The 18,536-nt window shown below is 35.8% G+C and carries 17 protein-coding genes; all 17 read left to right on the forward strand.

Annotated features, from left to right (window positions below):
• Window positions 1–122: 122 nt before the first annotated feature.
• The 17 genes from TX86_RS25640 (at window position 123) to TX86_RS06100 (ending at window position 18,526) form a co-directional block, all read left to right on the forward strand.
• A complete protein-coding gene (locus TX86_RS25640) occupies window positions 123–623 on the forward strand; it encodes a PadR family transcriptional regulator (RefSeq protein ID WP_052343553.1) in 501 nt (166 codons plus the stop codon).
• 17 nt (window positions 624–640) lie between these two features.
• Window positions 641–2,398, forward strand: a complete 1,758-nt coding sequence (locus TX86_RS06025; protein ID WP_042347195.1) for an ABC transporter ATP-binding protein — start codon at window positions 641–643, stop codon at window positions 2,396–2,398.
• The gene (locus TX86_RS06030; protein ID WP_042347197.1) at window positions 2,376–4,205 is read left to right on the forward strand and encodes an ABC transporter ATP-binding protein; all 1,830 of its coding nucleotides are present in this window, start codon (window positions 2,376–2,378) and stop codon (window positions 4,203–4,205) included. Before TX86_RS06025 ends, TX86_RS06030 begins: the two co-directional genes overlap by 23 nt.
• An 88-nt stretch (window positions 4,206–4,293) precedes the next feature.
• Window positions 4,294–4,872: a chromate efflux transporter ChrB gene (gene chrB / locus TX86_RS06035; protein WP_042347198.1), complete on the forward strand. Its 579-nt coding sequence runs from the start codon at window positions 4,294–4,296 to the stop codon at window positions 4,870–4,872.
• Window positions 4,872–5,414: a chromate efflux transporter ChrA gene (chrA, locus tag TX86_RS06040; protein ID WP_042347201.1), complete on the forward strand. Its 543-nt coding sequence runs from the start codon at window positions 4,872–4,874 to the stop codon at window positions 5,412–5,414. Before chrB ends, chrA begins: the two co-directional genes overlap by 1 nt.
• A 330-nt stretch (window positions 5,415–5,744) precedes the next feature.
• Window positions 5,745–6,227 carry an Hsp20/alpha crystallin family protein gene (locus TX86_RS06045; protein ID WP_042347203.1) on the forward strand — a complete coding sequence of 161 codons (483 nt, stop codon included), beginning with the start codon at window positions 5,745–5,747 and terminating at the stop codon, window positions 6,225–6,227.
• A gap of 177 nt (window positions 6,228–6,404) precedes the next feature.
• On the forward strand, window positions 6,405–8,069 hold the full coding sequence (locus TX86_RS06050) for a sigma-54 interaction domain-containing protein (protein ID WP_154663058.1): 1,665 nt from the start codon (window positions 6,405–6,407) through the stop codon (window positions 8,067–8,069).
• Between the two features lie 195 nt (window positions 8,070–8,264).
• Complete coding sequence (locus TX86_RS06055; protein WP_042347209.1) at window positions 8,265–9,413, forward strand: acyl-CoA dehydrogenase family protein; 1,149 nt, start codon at window positions 8,265–8,267, stop codon at window positions 9,411–9,413.
• A 23-nt stretch (window positions 9,414–9,436) separates the two neighbouring features.
• The gene (locus TX86_RS06060; protein ID WP_042347212.1) at window positions 9,437–10,327 is read left to right on the forward strand and encodes a 3-hydroxyacyl-CoA dehydrogenase family protein; all 891 of its coding nucleotides are present in this window, start codon (window positions 9,437–9,439) and stop codon (window positions 10,325–10,327) included.
• A gap of 19 nt (window positions 10,328–10,346) precedes the next feature.
• On the forward strand, window positions 10,347–11,543 hold the full coding sequence (locus TX86_RS06065) for a thiolase family protein (RefSeq protein WP_042347214.1): 1,197 nt from the start codon (window positions 10,347–10,349) through the stop codon (window positions 11,541–11,543).
• Between the two features lie 13 nt (window positions 11,544–11,556).
• Window positions 11,557–12,342, forward strand: coding sequence for an enoyl-CoA hydratase/isomerase family protein (locus TX86_RS06070; RefSeq protein WP_336469853.1), 786 nt, complete (start codon window positions 11,557–11,559; stop codon window positions 12,340–12,342).
• Window positions 12,339–12,749 (forward strand): PaaI family thioesterase, encoded by a 411-nt coding sequence (locus tag TX86_RS06075; protein WP_042347220.1) that lies wholly within the window; start codon window positions 12,339–12,341, stop codon window positions 12,747–12,749. Before TX86_RS06070 ends, TX86_RS06075 begins: the two co-directional genes overlap by 4 nt.
• A gap of 95 nt (window positions 12,750–12,844) precedes the next feature.
• Window positions 12,845–13,261: a hotdog family protein gene (locus tag TX86_RS06080; RefSeq protein WP_042347222.1), complete on the forward strand. Its 417-nt coding sequence runs from the start codon at window positions 12,845–12,847 to the stop codon at window positions 13,259–13,261.
• Window positions 13,262–13,279: 18 nt separating this feature from the next.
• A complete protein-coding gene (locus TX86_RS06085) occupies window positions 13,280–14,581 on the forward strand; it encodes a sigma-54 interaction domain-containing protein (RefSeq protein WP_052343555.1) in 1,302 nt (433 codons plus the stop codon).
• Between the two features lie 312 nt (window positions 14,582–14,893).
• Entirely contained in the window at window positions 14,894–16,048 is a 1,155-nt protein-coding gene (locus tag TX86_RS06090; protein WP_081707582.1) for an acyl-CoA dehydrogenase family protein, read from the forward strand.
• Between the two features lie 21 nt (window positions 16,049–16,069).
• Entirely contained in the window at window positions 16,070–16,870 is an 801-nt protein-coding gene (gene menB / locus TX86_RS06095; RefSeq protein WP_042347224.1) for a 1,4-dihydroxy-2-naphthoyl-CoA synthase, read from the forward strand.
• A 12-nt stretch (window positions 16,871–16,882) separates the two neighbouring features.
• Entirely contained in the window at window positions 16,883–18,526 is a 1,644-nt protein-coding gene (locus TX86_RS06100; RefSeq protein WP_042347225.1) for an AMP-binding protein, read from the forward strand.
• The last annotated feature ends 10 nt before the right edge of the window (window positions 18,527–18,536 follow it).

Here is an 18,536-nt window from a genome sequence, read left to right on the forward strand (position 1 = left end):
GTTGTTTACATTTGATGGGAATTATCAGTGCGAGTTGTATTAATATTATTCATTAGTTTATTATGGTATTATTCAAATTATATCGATTAATATTAATCGTAATAGTTCTAGGAGGAGTACATATGAATGTGAAAGGTAAAAAAAGGGGAGCTCGAGGTAAAAGAAAAGGGCGAATACAATTAGCTGTACTACAATTGCTTCGTCATGAGCACATGCATGGATATCAAATTATGAAGAGGCTAGAGGAAAAATCAGATGGGTATTACACTCCAAGTGCAGGTACAATATATCCTGCTCTTCAAGATTTGCATGAAAAAGGTTTTGTTACTATTCATGAAGAAAATGATAAAAAATTATATTCCTTAAATCCTAATGGAGAAGAGTATCTACAAGAGCTTGGAATAGAAGAAGAGTCTTTTTGGGATCATTGGAGACGCCGTATTATTTGGAAGCAAACTACAGAATGTATGAAGATACATGAGGAACTTCAAGGTTGGGAAATCGAATTGAAGAAAGCTGAAATATATGTTTCTACTAACTTAGAACATGCTCAAGAACTAATGGACATAATTACAGATGCTAGAGGTAGATTAGCATCTTGGAATGAGAATCATAATCAGTAGTACAAAGGAGGACGACTATGCATGCAGTTAAACAACTACTAAAATATTTAAAACCTTATAAATATATTGCTTTGCTTGGTCCATTTCTGATGGTTGTTGAAGTAACAATGGATTTAATTCAGCCAACAATTATGCAGCATATTATTGATACCGGGATTGCAAATAGTGATAACAAGTATGTTATTACGTTAGGATTATTAATGATTCTCAGTGCAATTATCGGGTTAATTGGAGGAGTGGGTTGTTCGATTTATAGTTCGAGAACAGCCGTACATTTTGCGACCGACATAAGACAGGACTTATTTCAGACAATTACACATTTTTCTAGTAGTAATAAAGATTCGTTTGGAACAGGTAAACTAATAACCATTATGACTAGTGATGTAGAAACGCTTCAGAGGGCATTAATGATGACATTGAAAGTGTTTGTTCGAGGTCCATTATTGTTTATCGGAAGTATCATCGTTGTCTACTTTACAGCAAGGCAATTATTTTCAATTTTATTATTTGTAGTACCGATTTTAATAGTTTGTATGTATTTCTTTACTAAAATATCTGGGGCGCTTTTTCAGAAAGTACAAGAAGCAATTGATGCTGTTAATACGAAGCTACAGGAGAATTTAGCTGGTATTCGAGTCATTAAGGCGTTTAATCGAAAAAATCATCAAATAAATCAATTTACAGAAGTAAATAGCCATCTTACTGCTAAAAATATTCGTGCTGATCAAATAGTAGGTATTCTTATGCCACTAACTTTATTTGTTACAAATATGGGGATTGTCGCTGCATTATGGATGGGCGTTATAAAAGTTGATAATGGAACCATGCAAGTTGGTGTAATCTTAGCATTTATCAATTACTTAACGATTATTATGAATGGATTGATTTCTAGTAGTAATGTGCTCGTACAAATAGCCCGTGCTTTTCCTTCTGCAAATCGAATTCATCAAGTATTACAAACAAATATTGATGTGCAAAATAAGGAAGAAGTCTATAAGCCTTCAATTATAAAAGGAGCCGTTCAGTTTAAAGATGTAAGCTATAGCTATAGTAAAAATGGAGAACAAGTGTTAAAGAACATTTCATTTTCTATTAGTCCGGGAGAGACAATTGGCATAATTGGAACAACGGGTAGCGGAAAATCGACTTTGGTTAAGCTGATTCCACGCTTATTTGATTGTGATAAAGGTGAAATTGAAATCGACGGCATTTCTATTAAAGATTATAATTTGGAAACACTTCGAAATGCTATTGGCTTTACACCTCAAAAGGCAACACTTTTTTCTGGGAGTATTGAACATAATGTGAAGTATGGTAAGGATGATGCAAGTTCAGAGGAATTAGTTGCTGCTTTGGAGGACTCATGTGCAAGTGAATTTGTTACAAGGTTTTCAGATGGCTCAAATCATGAATTGACACAAGGAGCAACGAATTTATCTGGAGGTCAAAGGCAGAGACTTGCAATGGCTCGTGCATTTGTGCGAAAGCCAGCTATTCTCATTTTAGATGATTCTACGTCAGCGGTTGATAGTATATCTGAGAACATCATTCAGAAAGCCATCTATAGTGAATATAAAACGAGTACAATCTTTATAGTTGCTTCAAAAATTTCTTCTATTAAAGATGCGGATCAAATACTAGTGTTAGAGGATGGAGAAATTGTAGGGAAAGGGACACATAATCAGTTACTAGCTAATAACCCAATTTATCAAGAAATCTATTCGACGCAAGTGGGAAAGGAGGGAATGACAGTTGAATCAGCAAGTAAAGCCTAATAGGCGAACAGGCTTTGAACGTGGTTCACGCTTTCAAGGTCCAGTCGTAAAAGCGAAGAATCAAAAGCAGACGTTGAAACGAATTTGGGAATATGTAAGTAAACAACGTTTAGGTCTTATTTTGGCTGTTGGTTTAGTCATTATAACCACTATATTAACTTTATTAGGACCGCTCTTAATTGGTATTATTGTAGATAATTATATTATCCCTAAAGATATTGATGGCACAATCTACATGCTGTTAATATTGGGAGCGATTTTCGTTGCGACGTCTGTATTCACTTGGCTTCAAACATTCGTTATGATTAATGTTTCTTTAAAAACAATACGAACGTTAAGGTTAGACTTATTTAAAAAGCTTCAAACGTTGTCTTTACGCTTCTTTGACCAAAGGTCTCAAGGAGATTTAATGAGTCGTGTCACCAATGATATCGATAATTTGAATGTTGCATTAAGTCAAAGCATTGTTCAAATTGTATCTTCTATATTAACGGTAATAGGTGTTTCCATTTCGATGTTCGTGCTGAATTGGATGCTTGCAATTGTAACGCTGATTATTATTCCGTTGATTGTGTGGACAACGAAACAAATAATCAAAAGAAGTAGTAAGAATTATTCCGAGCGTCAAAGAGATTTAGGTGAATTAAATGGATATATTGAGGAATCTATTACAGGTGCAGAAGTTATTACATTGTTTGGTAAAGAACAAGCAACAACAAAGCATTTTAATGAAGTAAATGAAAAGCTAAGAAATTCAGCATTGAAGGCTGAGGTTGTTTCCGGCTTTCTTGGTCCACTTAATAACTTTATGAATAATCTAGGGTTGGGACTTGTGATTGGAACAGGTGCCATTATGGCAGTAAATGGTTATGTCACTATTGGTGTTATTGCTGCTTTTGTAACATATACACGTCAATTCTTCCGACCTATCAATCAATTATCTAATCTATTGAATACGTTTCAATCGGCTATTGCTGGAGCAGAACGTGTTTTTGAAATTATGGATGAAAAGCCTGAAATTACTGATCAGAAAGATGCCGTTGAGAAAAAACATTTTAAAGGTGAAGTACAATTTCAGCATGTTCATTTTGGTTATAAGAAAGACTCTCCTATTTTAAAAGATATATCATTTACAGCGAAAGCGGGAGAAACCATTGCTTTAGTAGGTCCTACAGGTTCTGGAAAAACAACAATTATTAATTTGCTAACCCGTTTTTATGATGTGGACTCTGGTGAAATTAAGCTTGATGGAGAAAATATTACTCATTATCGAATTAGTAATATACGAGATAAGGTTGGCGTTGTGTTACAAGATACATATCTTTTCTCGGGTAGTATTATGGAGAATATTCGTTACGGACGTTTAAATGCAACGGACGAAGAGGTTATTCAAGCTGCAAAGATTGCTCATGCCCACTCGTTTATTAAGTATTTACCAGAAAAATACGATACAAAAATCATTTCAGGTGGAACGAATTTGAGTCAGGGACAGCGTCAATTATTAGCTATTGCTAGGGCAATTCTGGAAGATGCAGATCTTCTCATTCTAGATGAAGCTACATCTAACGTTGATACACGTACAGAAGTACAAATTCAAAAAGGTTTGCATAACTTGATGAAAGGAAGAACAAGCTTTGTTATTGCTCATCGATTAAAGACTATTGAAGATGCAGATAAGATTTTAGTCATTAAACAAGGTGCAATTGTTGAACAAGGAAATCATCAGGCTCTTCTTGAGAAGAAGGGGTTTTATTATGATCTATATAGTAGGTTAGAAGTTGCTAGTATAGATGATGAGGCATTGTGATTAATCATAATGCCTTTTTATCTTTTTACATGTATGTATCTTTTCATTTTCCGAAATGTATTATACTTGTAAGCAGGAGGAAAGAAAAATGTATAAAGATTTAACTATAGGTATGGTACGAACAGGTATATTAGGTTTCGGTGGTGGTCCTTCAGTTATCCCGTTAATTCGATATGAAGCAGTTACTAGATATCATTGGCTTGAAGATGATGAATTTGGAGATATTTTGGCTATTGCAAATACTTTACCAGGTCCGATTGCAACCAAAATGGCTGCATATTTAGGTTATCGAGTGAAAGGGTGGAAAGGTGCTATAGTCAGCGTCGCAGCACATGTATTACCAACTTGTTTAGCGATGGTTTTCTTAGTTGCATTTATCAATCAATTGAGTACTTCAACCACTGTGCAGCATATGATTGGAGCAGTCATGCCAGTTGTGGCAGTAATGCTTGGACAAATGGCTTATGAATTTGGAGAAAAAGCTGTAAAAGGACTTGGATGGATATTAGGCTTTCTTTTATTTCTTATTTCTTTTATTATGTTGCAAATCATTTCCTTGCATCCTGGTATTGTTATTGCAATTTTTCTATTGTATGGTGCTTTCCATTTTAAATGGAAGCAACGTTGGGCAAAGAAAAAAGGGGATAATGAGGGGGAAACAATCTAATGATTTTATTAACTTTTCAGTTGTTTCTAGCCTTCCTTATAGCAAATCTTCTTGGCTATGGTGGGGGACCAGCATCGATTCCTCTTATGTACGATCAAGTTGTAAATGCGTATAAATGGATGGGGAATGAAGATTTTTCAAGTATGTTAGCTTTAGGAAATTCATTGCCGGGCCCTATCGCAACAAAGATTGCAGCCTTTGTTGGGTTTGAAGTAGGGGGATGGCCAGGTTTTATTGCGGCTTTAATTGCAACTATTGTACCTTCAGCAATTGCTCTGATATTACTATTAAGAGTCATGCAAAAACATAAGCAGTCTCCAGTTGTAAAAGGAATGTCATTACTTGTTCAGCCTGTAATAGCCGTTATGATGCTGTTGTTGACCTATAATTTATCAATAGATTCTTTGAAGTCAATTGGTCCAATACATTCACTTTTGATTGCTGTACTTGCTTTCTTTGCTTTAGTGAAATTTAAAATTCATCCTGCAATAGTGATTGTATGTTCTTTTGTCTACGGTGCATTTATTATTCCAATATTTTAAGAAACGGGTTTGAATTTTACACCTCCATACATAAAAAAGTTAGGGTTAAAATAAGATTGAAATTAAGGAAAGCGTGCTAAATAGCAAAAAAAGAAGTGAATAATTTCAAGTAATAAAGGCATTACGGATTTTTCTTACGGGTTCTGTTTTGAGGTGCTAAACAACAAATAAACACTTAGTTAGGCTATGATTTCTACAATGAAATCATAGCCTTTAAATAAGAAAAACCATTCTTGGTTTATTTAAAAATTATCTTGGGTATATGAAAATCGGTTAATTAAAAATAGCGTGTAGAGGATATACGCAATATAAAACAAACAGGAGGAGCATATGATGAAACAAATTAGTAGATGGAATCCTAAGAACCAAACTGTTCAAAATTTTAAAAATGAGATGAATGACGTATTCCAAAAGTTCTTTGATGACTCATTTTTCTCTTTATCCGATTCTGTATTCAATAAAGACCGAGTACTTACACCCGCTATGAACGTCGAAGAAAAAGAAAACACTTATTTAGTTGAGGTGGAAATGCCGGGTGTAGATGCTGATGATGTCGATGTTGAACTTGATGGTAATAGATTGGTTATAAAAGGTGAGAAGAAACAAGAAAGCGAAACAAAAGACGCTGAAAAGAATATGCATATCGTAGAGCATAGTTATGGTTCGTTTTTCCGTTCTTTTGTATTACCTGATAACGTAGATGCAAACCATATTACAGCAGAAGCTAAGAACGGTATGTTACATATTGAACTACCTAAAAACCAAGATAGTAAACCTCAACGAATTGATGTTAAGAAGAGCGAAAAAAAATAACTGAACGCATATAATAAAATCCCTCTCCGTAAAGTACAGAGAGGGATTTTATATTTAAGGATTTGTTCGTAGAAATTGTTGCTAAGACTTTTTGTTGTCTCCGTTATTCAACTAAAACCCCTGAAACAAGGATTACATGTGTAAATATGTTATTATTTACTAAATGGGGGGATAAAGATGAATTACGACCAATTGGCTATACTATATCCATTATTTGTAGCAAATCAAGAGGGGAGGATTCTTTATGTTAATGAGGAGTTGAAAAGAAAATCTAGTAATCTCGTCATTGGAAAGTCAGTTGGTGAGGTATTCGGGGAATGGTCAGTCTCAGGTGATGGATGTATAGCAACAGGAAAACTTGATGAGGAGTCGTGTCTATTTCTCCGTAAGAAATGGAATGTGTATGAGATTCTTTTTGTAGGGGCATTTTCACAGGAAGTAGAAGATATTTTGGAAGAAGTAAAGGAACTAAGAAGGACTAATCAGAAATTAGATGCCATTATTGAAAGTTCCTTTGACGGAATATACATAACAGATCAAAAAGGTGTAACGATAAAGACCAATTCTGCTATTGAAAGGATAACAGGGATACCAAAAGAGTATTACTTAGGCAAGCAGGTGGATCAATTAGTAAAGCGGGGGATATTACAATTTCCTGTTTCTACTAGAGTTTTAAAGGAAAAGAAGTCGATTTCTATTGTTCAAAATAATCGTGCTGGAAAAGAAACGTTGTTAACAGGAAGTCCGATTTTTAATGATGAGGGTGAAATTGATGGTGTTGTAACGAATATAAGAGATTTATCAGAATTAATGGACCTACAAGCAGCTTTACAAAAGGCTAATGAATTAAATAAAAAATATGAAAGAGAAATAGAGCGCTTAAAAGGAAATGAAGATTATTCTATGTCTCAAATAGTTATTAGAAATGAGAAAATGCGGCAATTATATGATATTGCTGAGCGAGTGTTAAATGTCGATGCGACTGTTTTAATATTGGGTCAAACGGGTGTAGGAAAGGATGTATTAGCAAAGTTTATATATAATGAAAGTGATCGAAGTGATCAAGGTAAATTTATAAAATTGAATTGTGGAGCAATCCCTCCAGATTTAATAGAATCTGAACTATTCGGATATGAAGGCGGAGCTTTTACAGGTGCGAATAAAAATGGAAAACCAGGTATGTTTGAGCTAGCGGATAAAGGTGTGCTATTTCTTGACGAGATTGCTGAGCTACCAGTAAATTTACAAGTGAAGTTATTGCGTGTTATTCAAGAACGAGAGGTTCAACGCGTAGGCTCCATTCAGTCGAAAAAAATCGACGTTCGATTAATAGCGGCAACTAATCGAGATTTACGAGAAATGGTTGATTTAGGAACATTCCGTGAAGATTTGTTTTATCGTTTAAACGTTATTCCTATTTCGATTCCTCCATTATCTGAAAGAAGAGAAGATATTCTTTCACTGATTTCATTTTTCTTAATGAAAATGAATGATAAATATAATGTCAGTAAAAGTATTAGTGAAGAATTGAAGTCTTTTCTATATCAATATGACTGGCCAGGGAATATTAGAGAGTTATCCAATTTAATTGAAAGGCTTGTATTATTAACAAATGATAATATCATCACCATGGATCATTTACCCTCAGAATATCAATCATCAGCAAATGAATCATCTCCAATAATTTATACAACTTTAAAAGAAGCAACAGAATATGCAGAGAAACAAGTAATCTTGCGTGCAATTCAAGCAGCTGAAACAACATATGATTTAGCAAGAGTATTAGATACTAGTCAATCAACTATTGTCAGAAAATTAAAAAAATATAACATTCCATTGTGAATAATGAGCATTTGATGCATAAAAGAATCCTTAAACCAAAAATGAATTAAGCTATAGGCACTAAAGCCTTTAGTTTGATTCATTTTTAAATTAAAGATTATAAGAGCTAAGAAAATGCCCTTATTTATCAACATGATTGGTTTGGCATGAACCTTGCATTAGTGATTAAGTAAATAAATGGAGGAGGTAATATGTATGTTTACAACAGTAAATGCAGAAATTGAACAAATGGGACAAATGGTGAGAAATTTTGTTGAGAATGAAGTGGAGCCTTATGCACAACAAATCGAAGAAGAAGATGCGATTCCACAACATTTAATTGAACAAATTAAAGAGCTTGGTTTATTCGGAATGAGCATTCCAGAAGAATACGGTGGAATTGGTTTAGGAATGGTTGGAAAAGCGACTGTTCTTGAACAATTAGGTCGTACACATAATGGGTTTACTAGTTTAATAAGTGCTCATACTGGTATTGGTAGTACGGGCTTGGTGCGCCTAGCTTCCCCCTATCTAAAAAATAAGTATTTACCAGATCTTGCAGCTGGAAATAAAATTGCAGCATTTGCACTTTCCGAGCCAGGAGCCGGTTCAGATGCTACAAATCTATCAACTCGTGCTAAGAAGCAAGGAGACAAATGGATTTTAAATGGAACAAAGCATTTTATTACGAATGCGCCAGTAGCGGATGTTTTCACTGTTTTTGCTGTTACAGATAAGGAAAAGGGAGCGAAAGGTGGTATTACTGCTTTTCTTGTTGAAAAAGGATTTCCTGGTTTTGTGGTAGGAAAGAAAGATAAGAAGATGGGATTACGAGGTTCGTATACGGCACAATTAATATTTGAAAACTGTGAAGTTCCAGATACAAACGTCATTGGTGAAGTAGGAATGGGGTATATGGCTGCACTTAAAATTCTTGGTGAAGGTCGGATAGGTTTAGCGGCTAGGTCAGTGGGGTCATGTGATAAGTTAATTGAAATGTCAGCAACTTATGCAAAAGAGCGTATTCAATTCGGTAAACCGATTGCTTCTAATCAAGCTATTCAGTGGATGCTAGCAGACATGGCAACAGAAACAGAAGCAGCCAGAATGTTGACATATAAAGCTGCATATTTAATTGATGAAGGGAAAAAAGCTGTTAAAGAATCTTCGATGGCTAAACTTTTTGCATCTGATGTATTTAATCGAGTAGCTGATAAAGCGGTACAAATTCATGGTGGAATGGGATATGTATCGGATTATCCAATTGAGCGTTTTTATAGAGATGCACGAATTACAAAGATTTATGAAGGAACTAATGAAATTCAACGATTAATTATTTCAAGAAATGTTTTGGACGAATATTGATATTGATATAGGAGGTAAATGAGATGACAAATAAATTGAAGCGAATTGGTGTTGTAGGTGCGGGAGCAATGGGATCACAAATTGCCATGGTAACAGCATTAAGTGGGTATTCTGTAGTGCTGCAAGATATTACTCCAGAAAGTTTACATAAGTCGAAATCTTTTTTACATGAACAAATGGCAAAACGTATTCAAAAAGGTAGATTTACAGAAGAGGAAGTTGAAAGCGCATTTGCAAAATTAATGTTCACAACTGAACTAGCAGAATTGAAAAATACGGATTTAGTCATTGAAGCTATTGTGGAAAATTTAGAAGCAAAACAAGCTTTGTTTAACCAACTAGATCAACTAGTACCAAAGCATACAATTTTGGCAACGAATAGTTCAACAATTGTTTCCTCTAAATTAATTGAATCGGTGAGTCGTCCAGAAAAAGTATGTAATATACATTTCTTCAACCCAGCCTTGGTCATGGAATTAGTAGAAGTAGTAAAAGGTCCACATACATCTGATGAAACGGCTGAAATAAGTATGGCTTTTGTTGAATCTATTGGGAAAAAAGGAGTTCTTTTAAAGAAGGAGATTTCGGGATTTATCGCTAATCGCATTCTTGGGAAGCTAATGGATGAAGCGGTGTTCCTATATGAGAATGGTTATGCTTCCTTTGAAGAAATTGATGTAGCTGTAACAAAAGCACTAGGTCATCCTATTGGGCCATTTGCTTTAATGGATTTAACAGGATTAGATGTGAATTATGCTGTACGAATGCAACGATTCAAAGAAAGTGGCGATGAAAATGAAAAACCATCAGCTACTGTTACGGACAAAGTAGAGAAAGGCGAGCTTGGTAGAAAAACAGGAAAAGGATTCTACGATTATGATGCAACTGGTAAAAGAATAGGTATAACAGTATAAATCGAAGGTGGGTTAATTCATGGAAAATAAAAAGATTGTAATTGTTGAAGGAGTTCGAACGCCAATTGGTCGATATGGTGGCGTATTAAAAAATGTTCAATCTGGTTTTTTAGCATCAAGGGTAATTGAAGGTGTATTAGAGAAGGCAAGTCTTTCTCCTACTTGTGTTGATGAAGTGATTCTGGGAGAAGTACGTCAAACATCCGAGTCTTCAAATGTGTCTCGTGTAGCAGCACTTCGAGCGGGAATTCCCGAAACTGCACCAGCTTTTACCGTGAATCGACTATGCGCATCAGGGATGCAAGCAATTGCTTCTGCTGTGCAACAAATCCAATCAGGTATAGCAAAAATTGTGGTAGCTGGTGGTACTGAAAACATGAGTAGGGCTCCTATTTTTATTCGTGGTTCACGATTTGGTGGCGATCAAACGACGCTAGTAGATTCAAATCTGGAAAATGGACAGCAACCACAAGAGAAGTACGGTCATCAGTTAGGAATGGGAATGACTGCAGAAAATGTGGCTACTAAGTATCATATTTCACGTGAAGATCAAGATGCGTTTGCCATCGAAAGTCAGCAACGTGCCCATCGAGCAATGCAGGCAGAGCGTTTTCGTGAAGAGATTGTACCAGTAGTCATTCAAGAGAAACGTTCAACTGTAGTTGTGGAAACGGATGAACATCCTAGACCAGAAACGACGATTGAGAAGCTTGCATCATTAAAACCAGCATTTAGGAAAGACGGATCAGTAACAGCCGGTAATGCTTGCGGACGTAATGATGGTGCAGCGGCAGTGCTTCTTATGTCAGAAGAGGAAGCAAAGTTCCAAAAGATTGAGCCACATGCAGCTATAATTGATTGGACGGCTGTTGGTGTTTCACCAGAAATTATGGGAATTGGACCTGTACCAGCTATCGAGAAACTATTAGAGCGTACCGGTTTGTCAATAGATGACATTGATTTATTTGAAGTGAATGAAGCTTTTGCTTCACAAGCTGTGGCTGTACAAAGAGAATTAGGAATCGATAAAAATAAACTAAATGTAAATGGTGGTGCAATTGCCTTAGGTCATCCACTTGGAGCTACAGGTGCTCGTATTGTAGTCACACTTATGCATGAACTATCAAGAAGAGGCGGACGTTATGGTATTGCTTCACTATGCGTTGGTGGTGGACAAGGAATGGCTATTTTAATCGAAAATTTACGTAATGTTTAATAAGGGAGTGAGTATGATGGCGAGATATGAAACGATTTTAGTTGAACGTAAAGGGAACATAGCTTATATCATTATTAATCTACCAGAAGTGAGAAATCGCTTGAGCAAGGAGACAACTACTGAATTTTTTTCAGCCCTTGAAGAATTGAAGACGGATGATGGTATTGGTTGTGTGGTATTTACAGGTCAAGGAGATAAAGCCTTTGCTGCTGGGGCAGATATTAATCAATTGAACGCCCGTGAAGCTCTCGATGTATTAAAGCCAGGCGGTATGCAAGAAATATATGATTATATTGAATCCTATGAGAAGCCGACGATTGCTATGATTAATGGCTTAGCACTTGGAGGTGGTTGTGAGTTGGCCTTAGCGTGCGATATTCGTGTAATGGCAGAGCATGCAAAAATAGGTTTACCAGAATTGAATTTAGCAATTATTCCAAGCGCTGGTGGAACGCAGCGCCTAACGCGTCTTATGGGTAAAGGTAAAGCAATTGAAATGATTTTGCTAGGCAAGTTTATTTCTGCATATGATGCGGAACGATTTGGCTTAGTTTCAGAGATAGTCCCATTAGATGAGTTACAGGCGAAAGTGGAAGAAATTGCGGGACAAATTTTAGCGAAAGGACCATTGGCTGTTAAATTAGCGAAAATTGCTATTCATCTAGGTGCTGATGTAGATATGAAGACAGGCTTAATGATTGAACGTCTATCGCAAGCTGTGTTATTCTCAACAGAAGATAAACAAGAAGGGACAGGTGCGTTCATTGAAAAGAGAAAGCCTGAATTTACAGCAAAATGATTAAAACAAAATTGACACTCGAAGATATACAGCTAGAGTTTGAGCAATGTCCTTTTTTTCTTCATTTAGGATTGAGTGTTGTTAAGTTTGAAGAAGGAAATGTTGTTATAAAGATTTCAGTAATGGAATACTTAAAGAATACACATGGAACATTGCATGGTGGCGTAATCGCATCGATTCTAGATTTCATCCAATGCATGCAAATTCGCTCTGTTATTGATTGCCGCTGTTTGACATTGAATTTAAACACACAGTATATAGCGTCTGTATCAGAAGGAGATGTGTATGCTTCGGCAACAATCCTTTCTAATGGCTATAAAACAGCCTTTGCTGAAGGCGTATTAACAGATGAACAAGGTAATTTAATCGCCAAAGGAACAGGTGCATTTAAGTTAGTTCGTTCTTAGAAGTTAGAATATTCAAAAAAGATGGTTGAGAGAGTATAATGATATTCATTCAATCATCTTTTTTTACAAATAAATATCAGTAAAGGTGGTGTAGAATGAGCTACACAATTGAACAATTATGTGTCGGACAGAGGGCATGTTTACGAAGAGTATTTAGTAATGAAGATGTAGTCTTATGTAATCAAATTACAAACGATTATAACGAAGTGTATCAAGCCGATGAAGATGGTTGGAAACAACACTTTAAGCATCCTATTGTTCCAGGCCTATTAACGGAAGGATTAGTAAATCAAGTGATTAGTGATAGGCTACCAGGAAACGCTTGTATACTTTTGCAAAAAGAATTAGTATTTTACCATCCAGTACATATTGGCGATAATATTACAGCAGAATTAGAGATTATTGATATAAATAAAGAGAGACATTGGGTGACGATGAAGGTTCATTGTATGAATCAAGATGAGCAAGAAGTAATCAAGGGACAGGTTGTTATTTTCATTTTACCAAATTAATAATTATTGGAGATGGTTATGAATAAACAATTAAGGCTTACAGATGATTGGGGTATTCTTGTAGTGAATCATCGTGGGATTATCCAGGATATGAATGCGGATTTTTGTCAAAGTTTCTTAATAAATAAAGAGGCTTATATAGGTTTAGCACTTAATGTAGTAATTCAAGGAACAACTCATAGAAAGAAAAGAAATATTATTTTTGGCATGGTTTTGGGAGATGCCTGCTTAATTAGAGTATCAGAAGAAAGTGATAATACTTATTATCGAATTATTATTCGTGGTAAAGACATAGAACAAATAGATGTAAGGGCTTTCTTGGGTAGCTTTAACTCAAAAAGTAAGACGAATGGTAATACATATCAGCATCGCTATTGTTTTGATGATATTCTAGGAGAAAGTCCAGCGATGGAAAGCATTAAAGAACTTGCAGCTCGTATTGCAACGAGTAATTCTACTGTACTCTTAACTGGAGAAAGTGGTACAGGTAAGGAGTTATTCGCTCAAGCGATTCATGGGTTAAGCACAAGAAAGCAACATCCCTTTGTAGCGGTTAATTGTGCAGCTATTCCAGATGAATTATTTGAGTCAGAAGTTTTTGGCTATGAAGCCGGAGCCTTTAGCGGAGCGAGGAAAGAAGGAAAGCCTGGAAAGATCGAATTAGCTCAAGGAGGAACGTTATTTCTAGATGAAATTTCGGAACTACCATTTCAAGCGCAAGGGAAATTACTACGTGTATTACAGGAGAGAGAAGTAGAACGAGTAGGAGGGACAAGTAATCGAATTGTAGATATTCGTATAATTGCTGCAACAAATCGTGATTTAAGAATGCTTGTACAGGAAGGGAAGTTTAGACAAGATTTGTTTTATCGATTATATGTATTTGACCTGCAAATCCCTTCACTTCGAGAACGAAAAGAAGATATTATTCCATTAGCTCATGCATTTATTAATGATTTTAATAATCAATTTGGTATGAGAGTCACAGGTATGGATGATAGATTACGAGAATGGATGATACATTATGATTGGCCTGGAAATGTCCGTGAATTAAAGGCCTATATTGAACGAGCGATGTATATTGCTAATGGTGAAATCCTTTCTTTAAGTGATAGTATTAAAACTACTAGTATTTCCAATCATCAGGAAACAAAAGAGGCTCCTTTGTTTTCATTAGAAGAGGAGGTCTCACGGGCAGAAAAGGCAGCTATTCAAAGAGCACTTCAAGAAGCAAATGGAGATCGAACAAAAGCAGCTTATGCATTGAAAATACATATTGCGAGTCTTTATAGGAAAATAGCTAAATATCAATTGAATTAATTAAATGAAGGTAGAAGAACTTTATAAGAATCCTATTTATACTTTTTTCGATAAAAATGATAATAATATAACTGATCAAGTAAATAATTTCTTTCCGAGTAACATGTCAGCTTCATAAAACAGTAGTCTATTTCAGTAATAGTATTGAAATAGACTACTGCTTTTTTTATTCGCAATTCTGTTTCGCATTTTTGCGAAGTTTATTATTTATGCGAAAAAAAAGTACGAGAAATCATGATTAATACGGTAAATATATATTGGCACAATTCTTGCTTCTATTATTAATTAAGAAATAAGCAAGGAGGAATAACAGTGTTAAACTTTTCATTCACAGATGAGCAAGAGTATTTTCGAAATATGTTACAAGATTTTGCGAAGAAAGAGTTACTTCCAAACTATACGAAATGGGATCGAGAAGAAATTACACCACGCCATTTATGGAGAAAGCTTGGAGAACTAGGCATAAATGGCTTACGTATTCCAGTTGAATATGGTGGAAGTGGTGCTGATTGTGTCACAACTGGTATTGCAGCTGAAGAAATTGGTAGAGGAGATTTTAACTTAACTTATGCTGTTATGTTGAATGCATTAATAGGAGAAATAATTACTAATCATGCGAATGAAGAATTGAAGCAAGAGTGGCTTCCGAAAATATCAAGTGGAGAAAAAATAGTAGGTATAGCAATAACGGAGCCTTCCGCTGGAACGGATGCAGGCGGAATTCAAACAACAGCCGTACATAAAGGAAATGAGTATATTTTAAACGGTGAGAAGTCTGGGATTAGTGTAGCAACAGTTGGAGATGCCTTTATCATTTTTGCTAAAACCAATCCTGAGCTAGGCAATCGTGGAATTAGTGCATTTATTGTTCCTGCTGATCTTTCTGGCGTCGAATGTCGCGGATATGAGGATATGGGGAATATTCCAATAGGTCGTGGTTCGATTTATTTAAGTGATGTAGCAGTTCCAGAAGAGAATTTAATAGGTCTAGAGAATAAAGGATTTGCTCAAGTGATGAATGGATTTGATTTAAGTCGTTTACTGATTGGCTTGCAATGTGTTGGAGCTGCTTTCCAAAGCTTAGACGAAACAATTGATCATGTGAAAGCAAGGCATTCATTCGGTAAACCGTTAGCAACCTACCAAGGCGTGTCCTTTCCAATCGTTACGCATTATACGCAATTAGAATTAGTGAAGTGGCAAGCATATAGGGGCTTATGGCTTCGTGATCAAGGACTAAAGCATTCCAAAGAATCTGCTTCCGTTAAATGGTTAGGACCTAAATATAGTGTGGAAGCCATTCATGAATGCTTACTCTTAAATGGTCATTATGCGTATACGAAAGAACTGCCGCTTGAACAGAGATTACGAGATGTCATAGGGTTAGAAATTGGTGATGGCACAGCACAAGCTAATCAAATGGTAATTGCTAAAGACATAATTGGTAAGGAATATCGATCTTATTAAGATTATGAGGAGGAAAAGTAAATGGAATTACAAGATGTATTATATGAAAAGAATAATGGTGTAGCAAAAATTACGATTAATCGTCCACAAGTGTATAATGCGTTTCGGGCTCGTACAATTGAAGAATTAATTTGGTCTTTCCGTGATGCGTGGGATGATAATCGCATTGGTGCTGTTATTTTAACAGGGGCAGGAGAGAAAGCATTTTGTACAGGAGGCGATCAAAAAGAAAAAGGGAATGAAGGTGGGTATGACTATAGAGGTGGATTAGGAGGAGGTATTGGTTTAGAAGTAGAGAATTTACATCAAACAATTCGTAATATCCCAAAACCTGTCATTGCCGCCGTTAATGGATTTGCGATTGGTGGTGGACATGTATTGCATGTAATTTGTGATTTAACCATTGCTTCAGAAACAGCAAAGTTCGGGCAAAGTGGTCCGAAGGTCGGCAGCTATGATGCTGGCTTTGGCTCTGCTTATTTAGCTCGTATCGTTGGTGAAAAGAAAGCAAGAGAAATTTGGTATTTATGTGAGCAATATAGTGCGCAAGAAGCTAAGGGAATGGGGCTTGTAAACAAGATTGTACCACCTGAGGAATTACAACGAGCAGCACAAGAGTGGGCTGAGAAAATTGTTGAAAAAAGCCCGACAGCTATAAAAATGCTTAAATATTCTTTCAACGCTGATAGCGCAAGTATCCAAGGTATTTCTCAGCTTTCGATGAGCAGTTTAGCTATGTTTTATAACACACCGGAGTCAGAAGAGGGTAAGAATGCATTTATAGAAAAACGGCCTGTAGATTTCAAGAAGTTCCGAAAATAAGGAGGAAAAGCTATGAAATTAGAAAGTATATTAACTCCAGAATATGTGGAGAAATATAATCATATTTGGCCCAATCGTACTATTATTGACTATTTAAATGATGCTATTCATTCATATCCAGATAAATTAGCCATTATTGATTGGAAAAGTCGTTACACGTATAGAGAGCTTGGAAAACTAGTTAATCGAGTGGCTTTAGGTTTATTGCAGATTGGAATAAGTAAAGATGATGTTGTTTCATTTCAACTTCCGAATTGGAATGAATTTATTATTCTACATTATGCTGTAACACGTATAGGGGCTATTAGTAATCCGTTAATTCCAATTTATCGAGAGCGAGAAATTGGTTATATGGTCTCGATGGCTGAATCTAAAATGATTGTCGTTCCAGATACATTTCGAGGATTTGATTACCCAGCAATGATTGATAAATTAATGCCGCAATGGACGACAGTCGAACATGCTTATGTATTGGGAGAACAAATACCTACAAATATGAAATCATTCTCATCATTATTAGAAGAACCTTGGGAAGAAATAGTAGATTCTAGTTTATTAGATCGAATTATTCTTGATCCAAATGATATTACAGAAATCATTTTTACATCGGGTACTACGGGCAGTCCAAAGGGTGTATTGCATACTCATAATACTTTATGTGTCTCAACAAATTATTGGATTGAGCGCCTTCAATTAACTGCTAACGATGTTATGTTTATGGCATCAACTTTTGCTCATCAAACGGGTTTTGGATATGGAGTACGATTACCGACTCATATCGCTGGAACGGGTGTTTATCAAGATATTTGGAATCCGACTGAGTTTCTTGAATTAGTAGAGCAAGAAGGCATTACCTATACAGCAGGTGCTACTCCTTTTATTCAAGATACGATTCAGTTAAAAGGCTTGGAGAATTTTAATACCGAATCTTTACGTGCCTTCGTTGCATTAGGAGCTCCACTTCCTAGACCATTAGTGAAAGAAGCAAGAGAAAAGGTGAATTTTGCAATTTTAGCTGGTTGGGGTCAGACGGAAAATGGGCTAGTGACTTTGACAAAGTTGGATGATTCAATTGAGAAATTGACGAGTACAGATGGTGTTACGTTTCCTGGAATGGAAGTGGAAGTAGTGAATATGGATGGCAATGAATGTGATGTTTTTGAAGAAGGTGATTTACTTTGCAAAGGTCCAGCATTGTTTGTAGGTTACTTGAAACGCTTGGAGGATACGATGAAAGAGTATTATGATGGATGGTTTAGAACAGGTGATCGTGCTGTGATGGATGAGGATGGCTATATTCGGATTGTGGGTCGTAATAAAGACATTATCATTCGTGGAGGAGAGAATATTCCGGTAGCATATGTTGAAAACGTACTCTATGAACATCCTGAAATTGCTGTTGCGCAAGTTATTGCGATGCCAGATCAAAGACTTCAAGAAAAAGCTTGTGCCTATATTGCTATGAAACAAGGTGCAATTCCCCTAACTTTATCAACACTACAAGATTTCCTAATGCAAAAAGGAATAGCCAAACAATATTGGCCTGAACATGTAGAAATTGTGGAAGATTTTCCTCGTACTCCAAGTGGTAAAATTCAAAAGTTTCGTTTAAGAGAAATGATTATAGAGCAAATGAATGAACAAGTACAACAATAGAAAATGGAGG

The sequence above is a fragment of the Bacillus massiliigorillae genome (assembly GCF_000380245.2).
Taxonomy (GTDB): Bacteria; Bacillota; Bacilli; order Bacillales; family DSM-1321; genus Bacillus_AD; species Bacillus_AD massiliigorillae.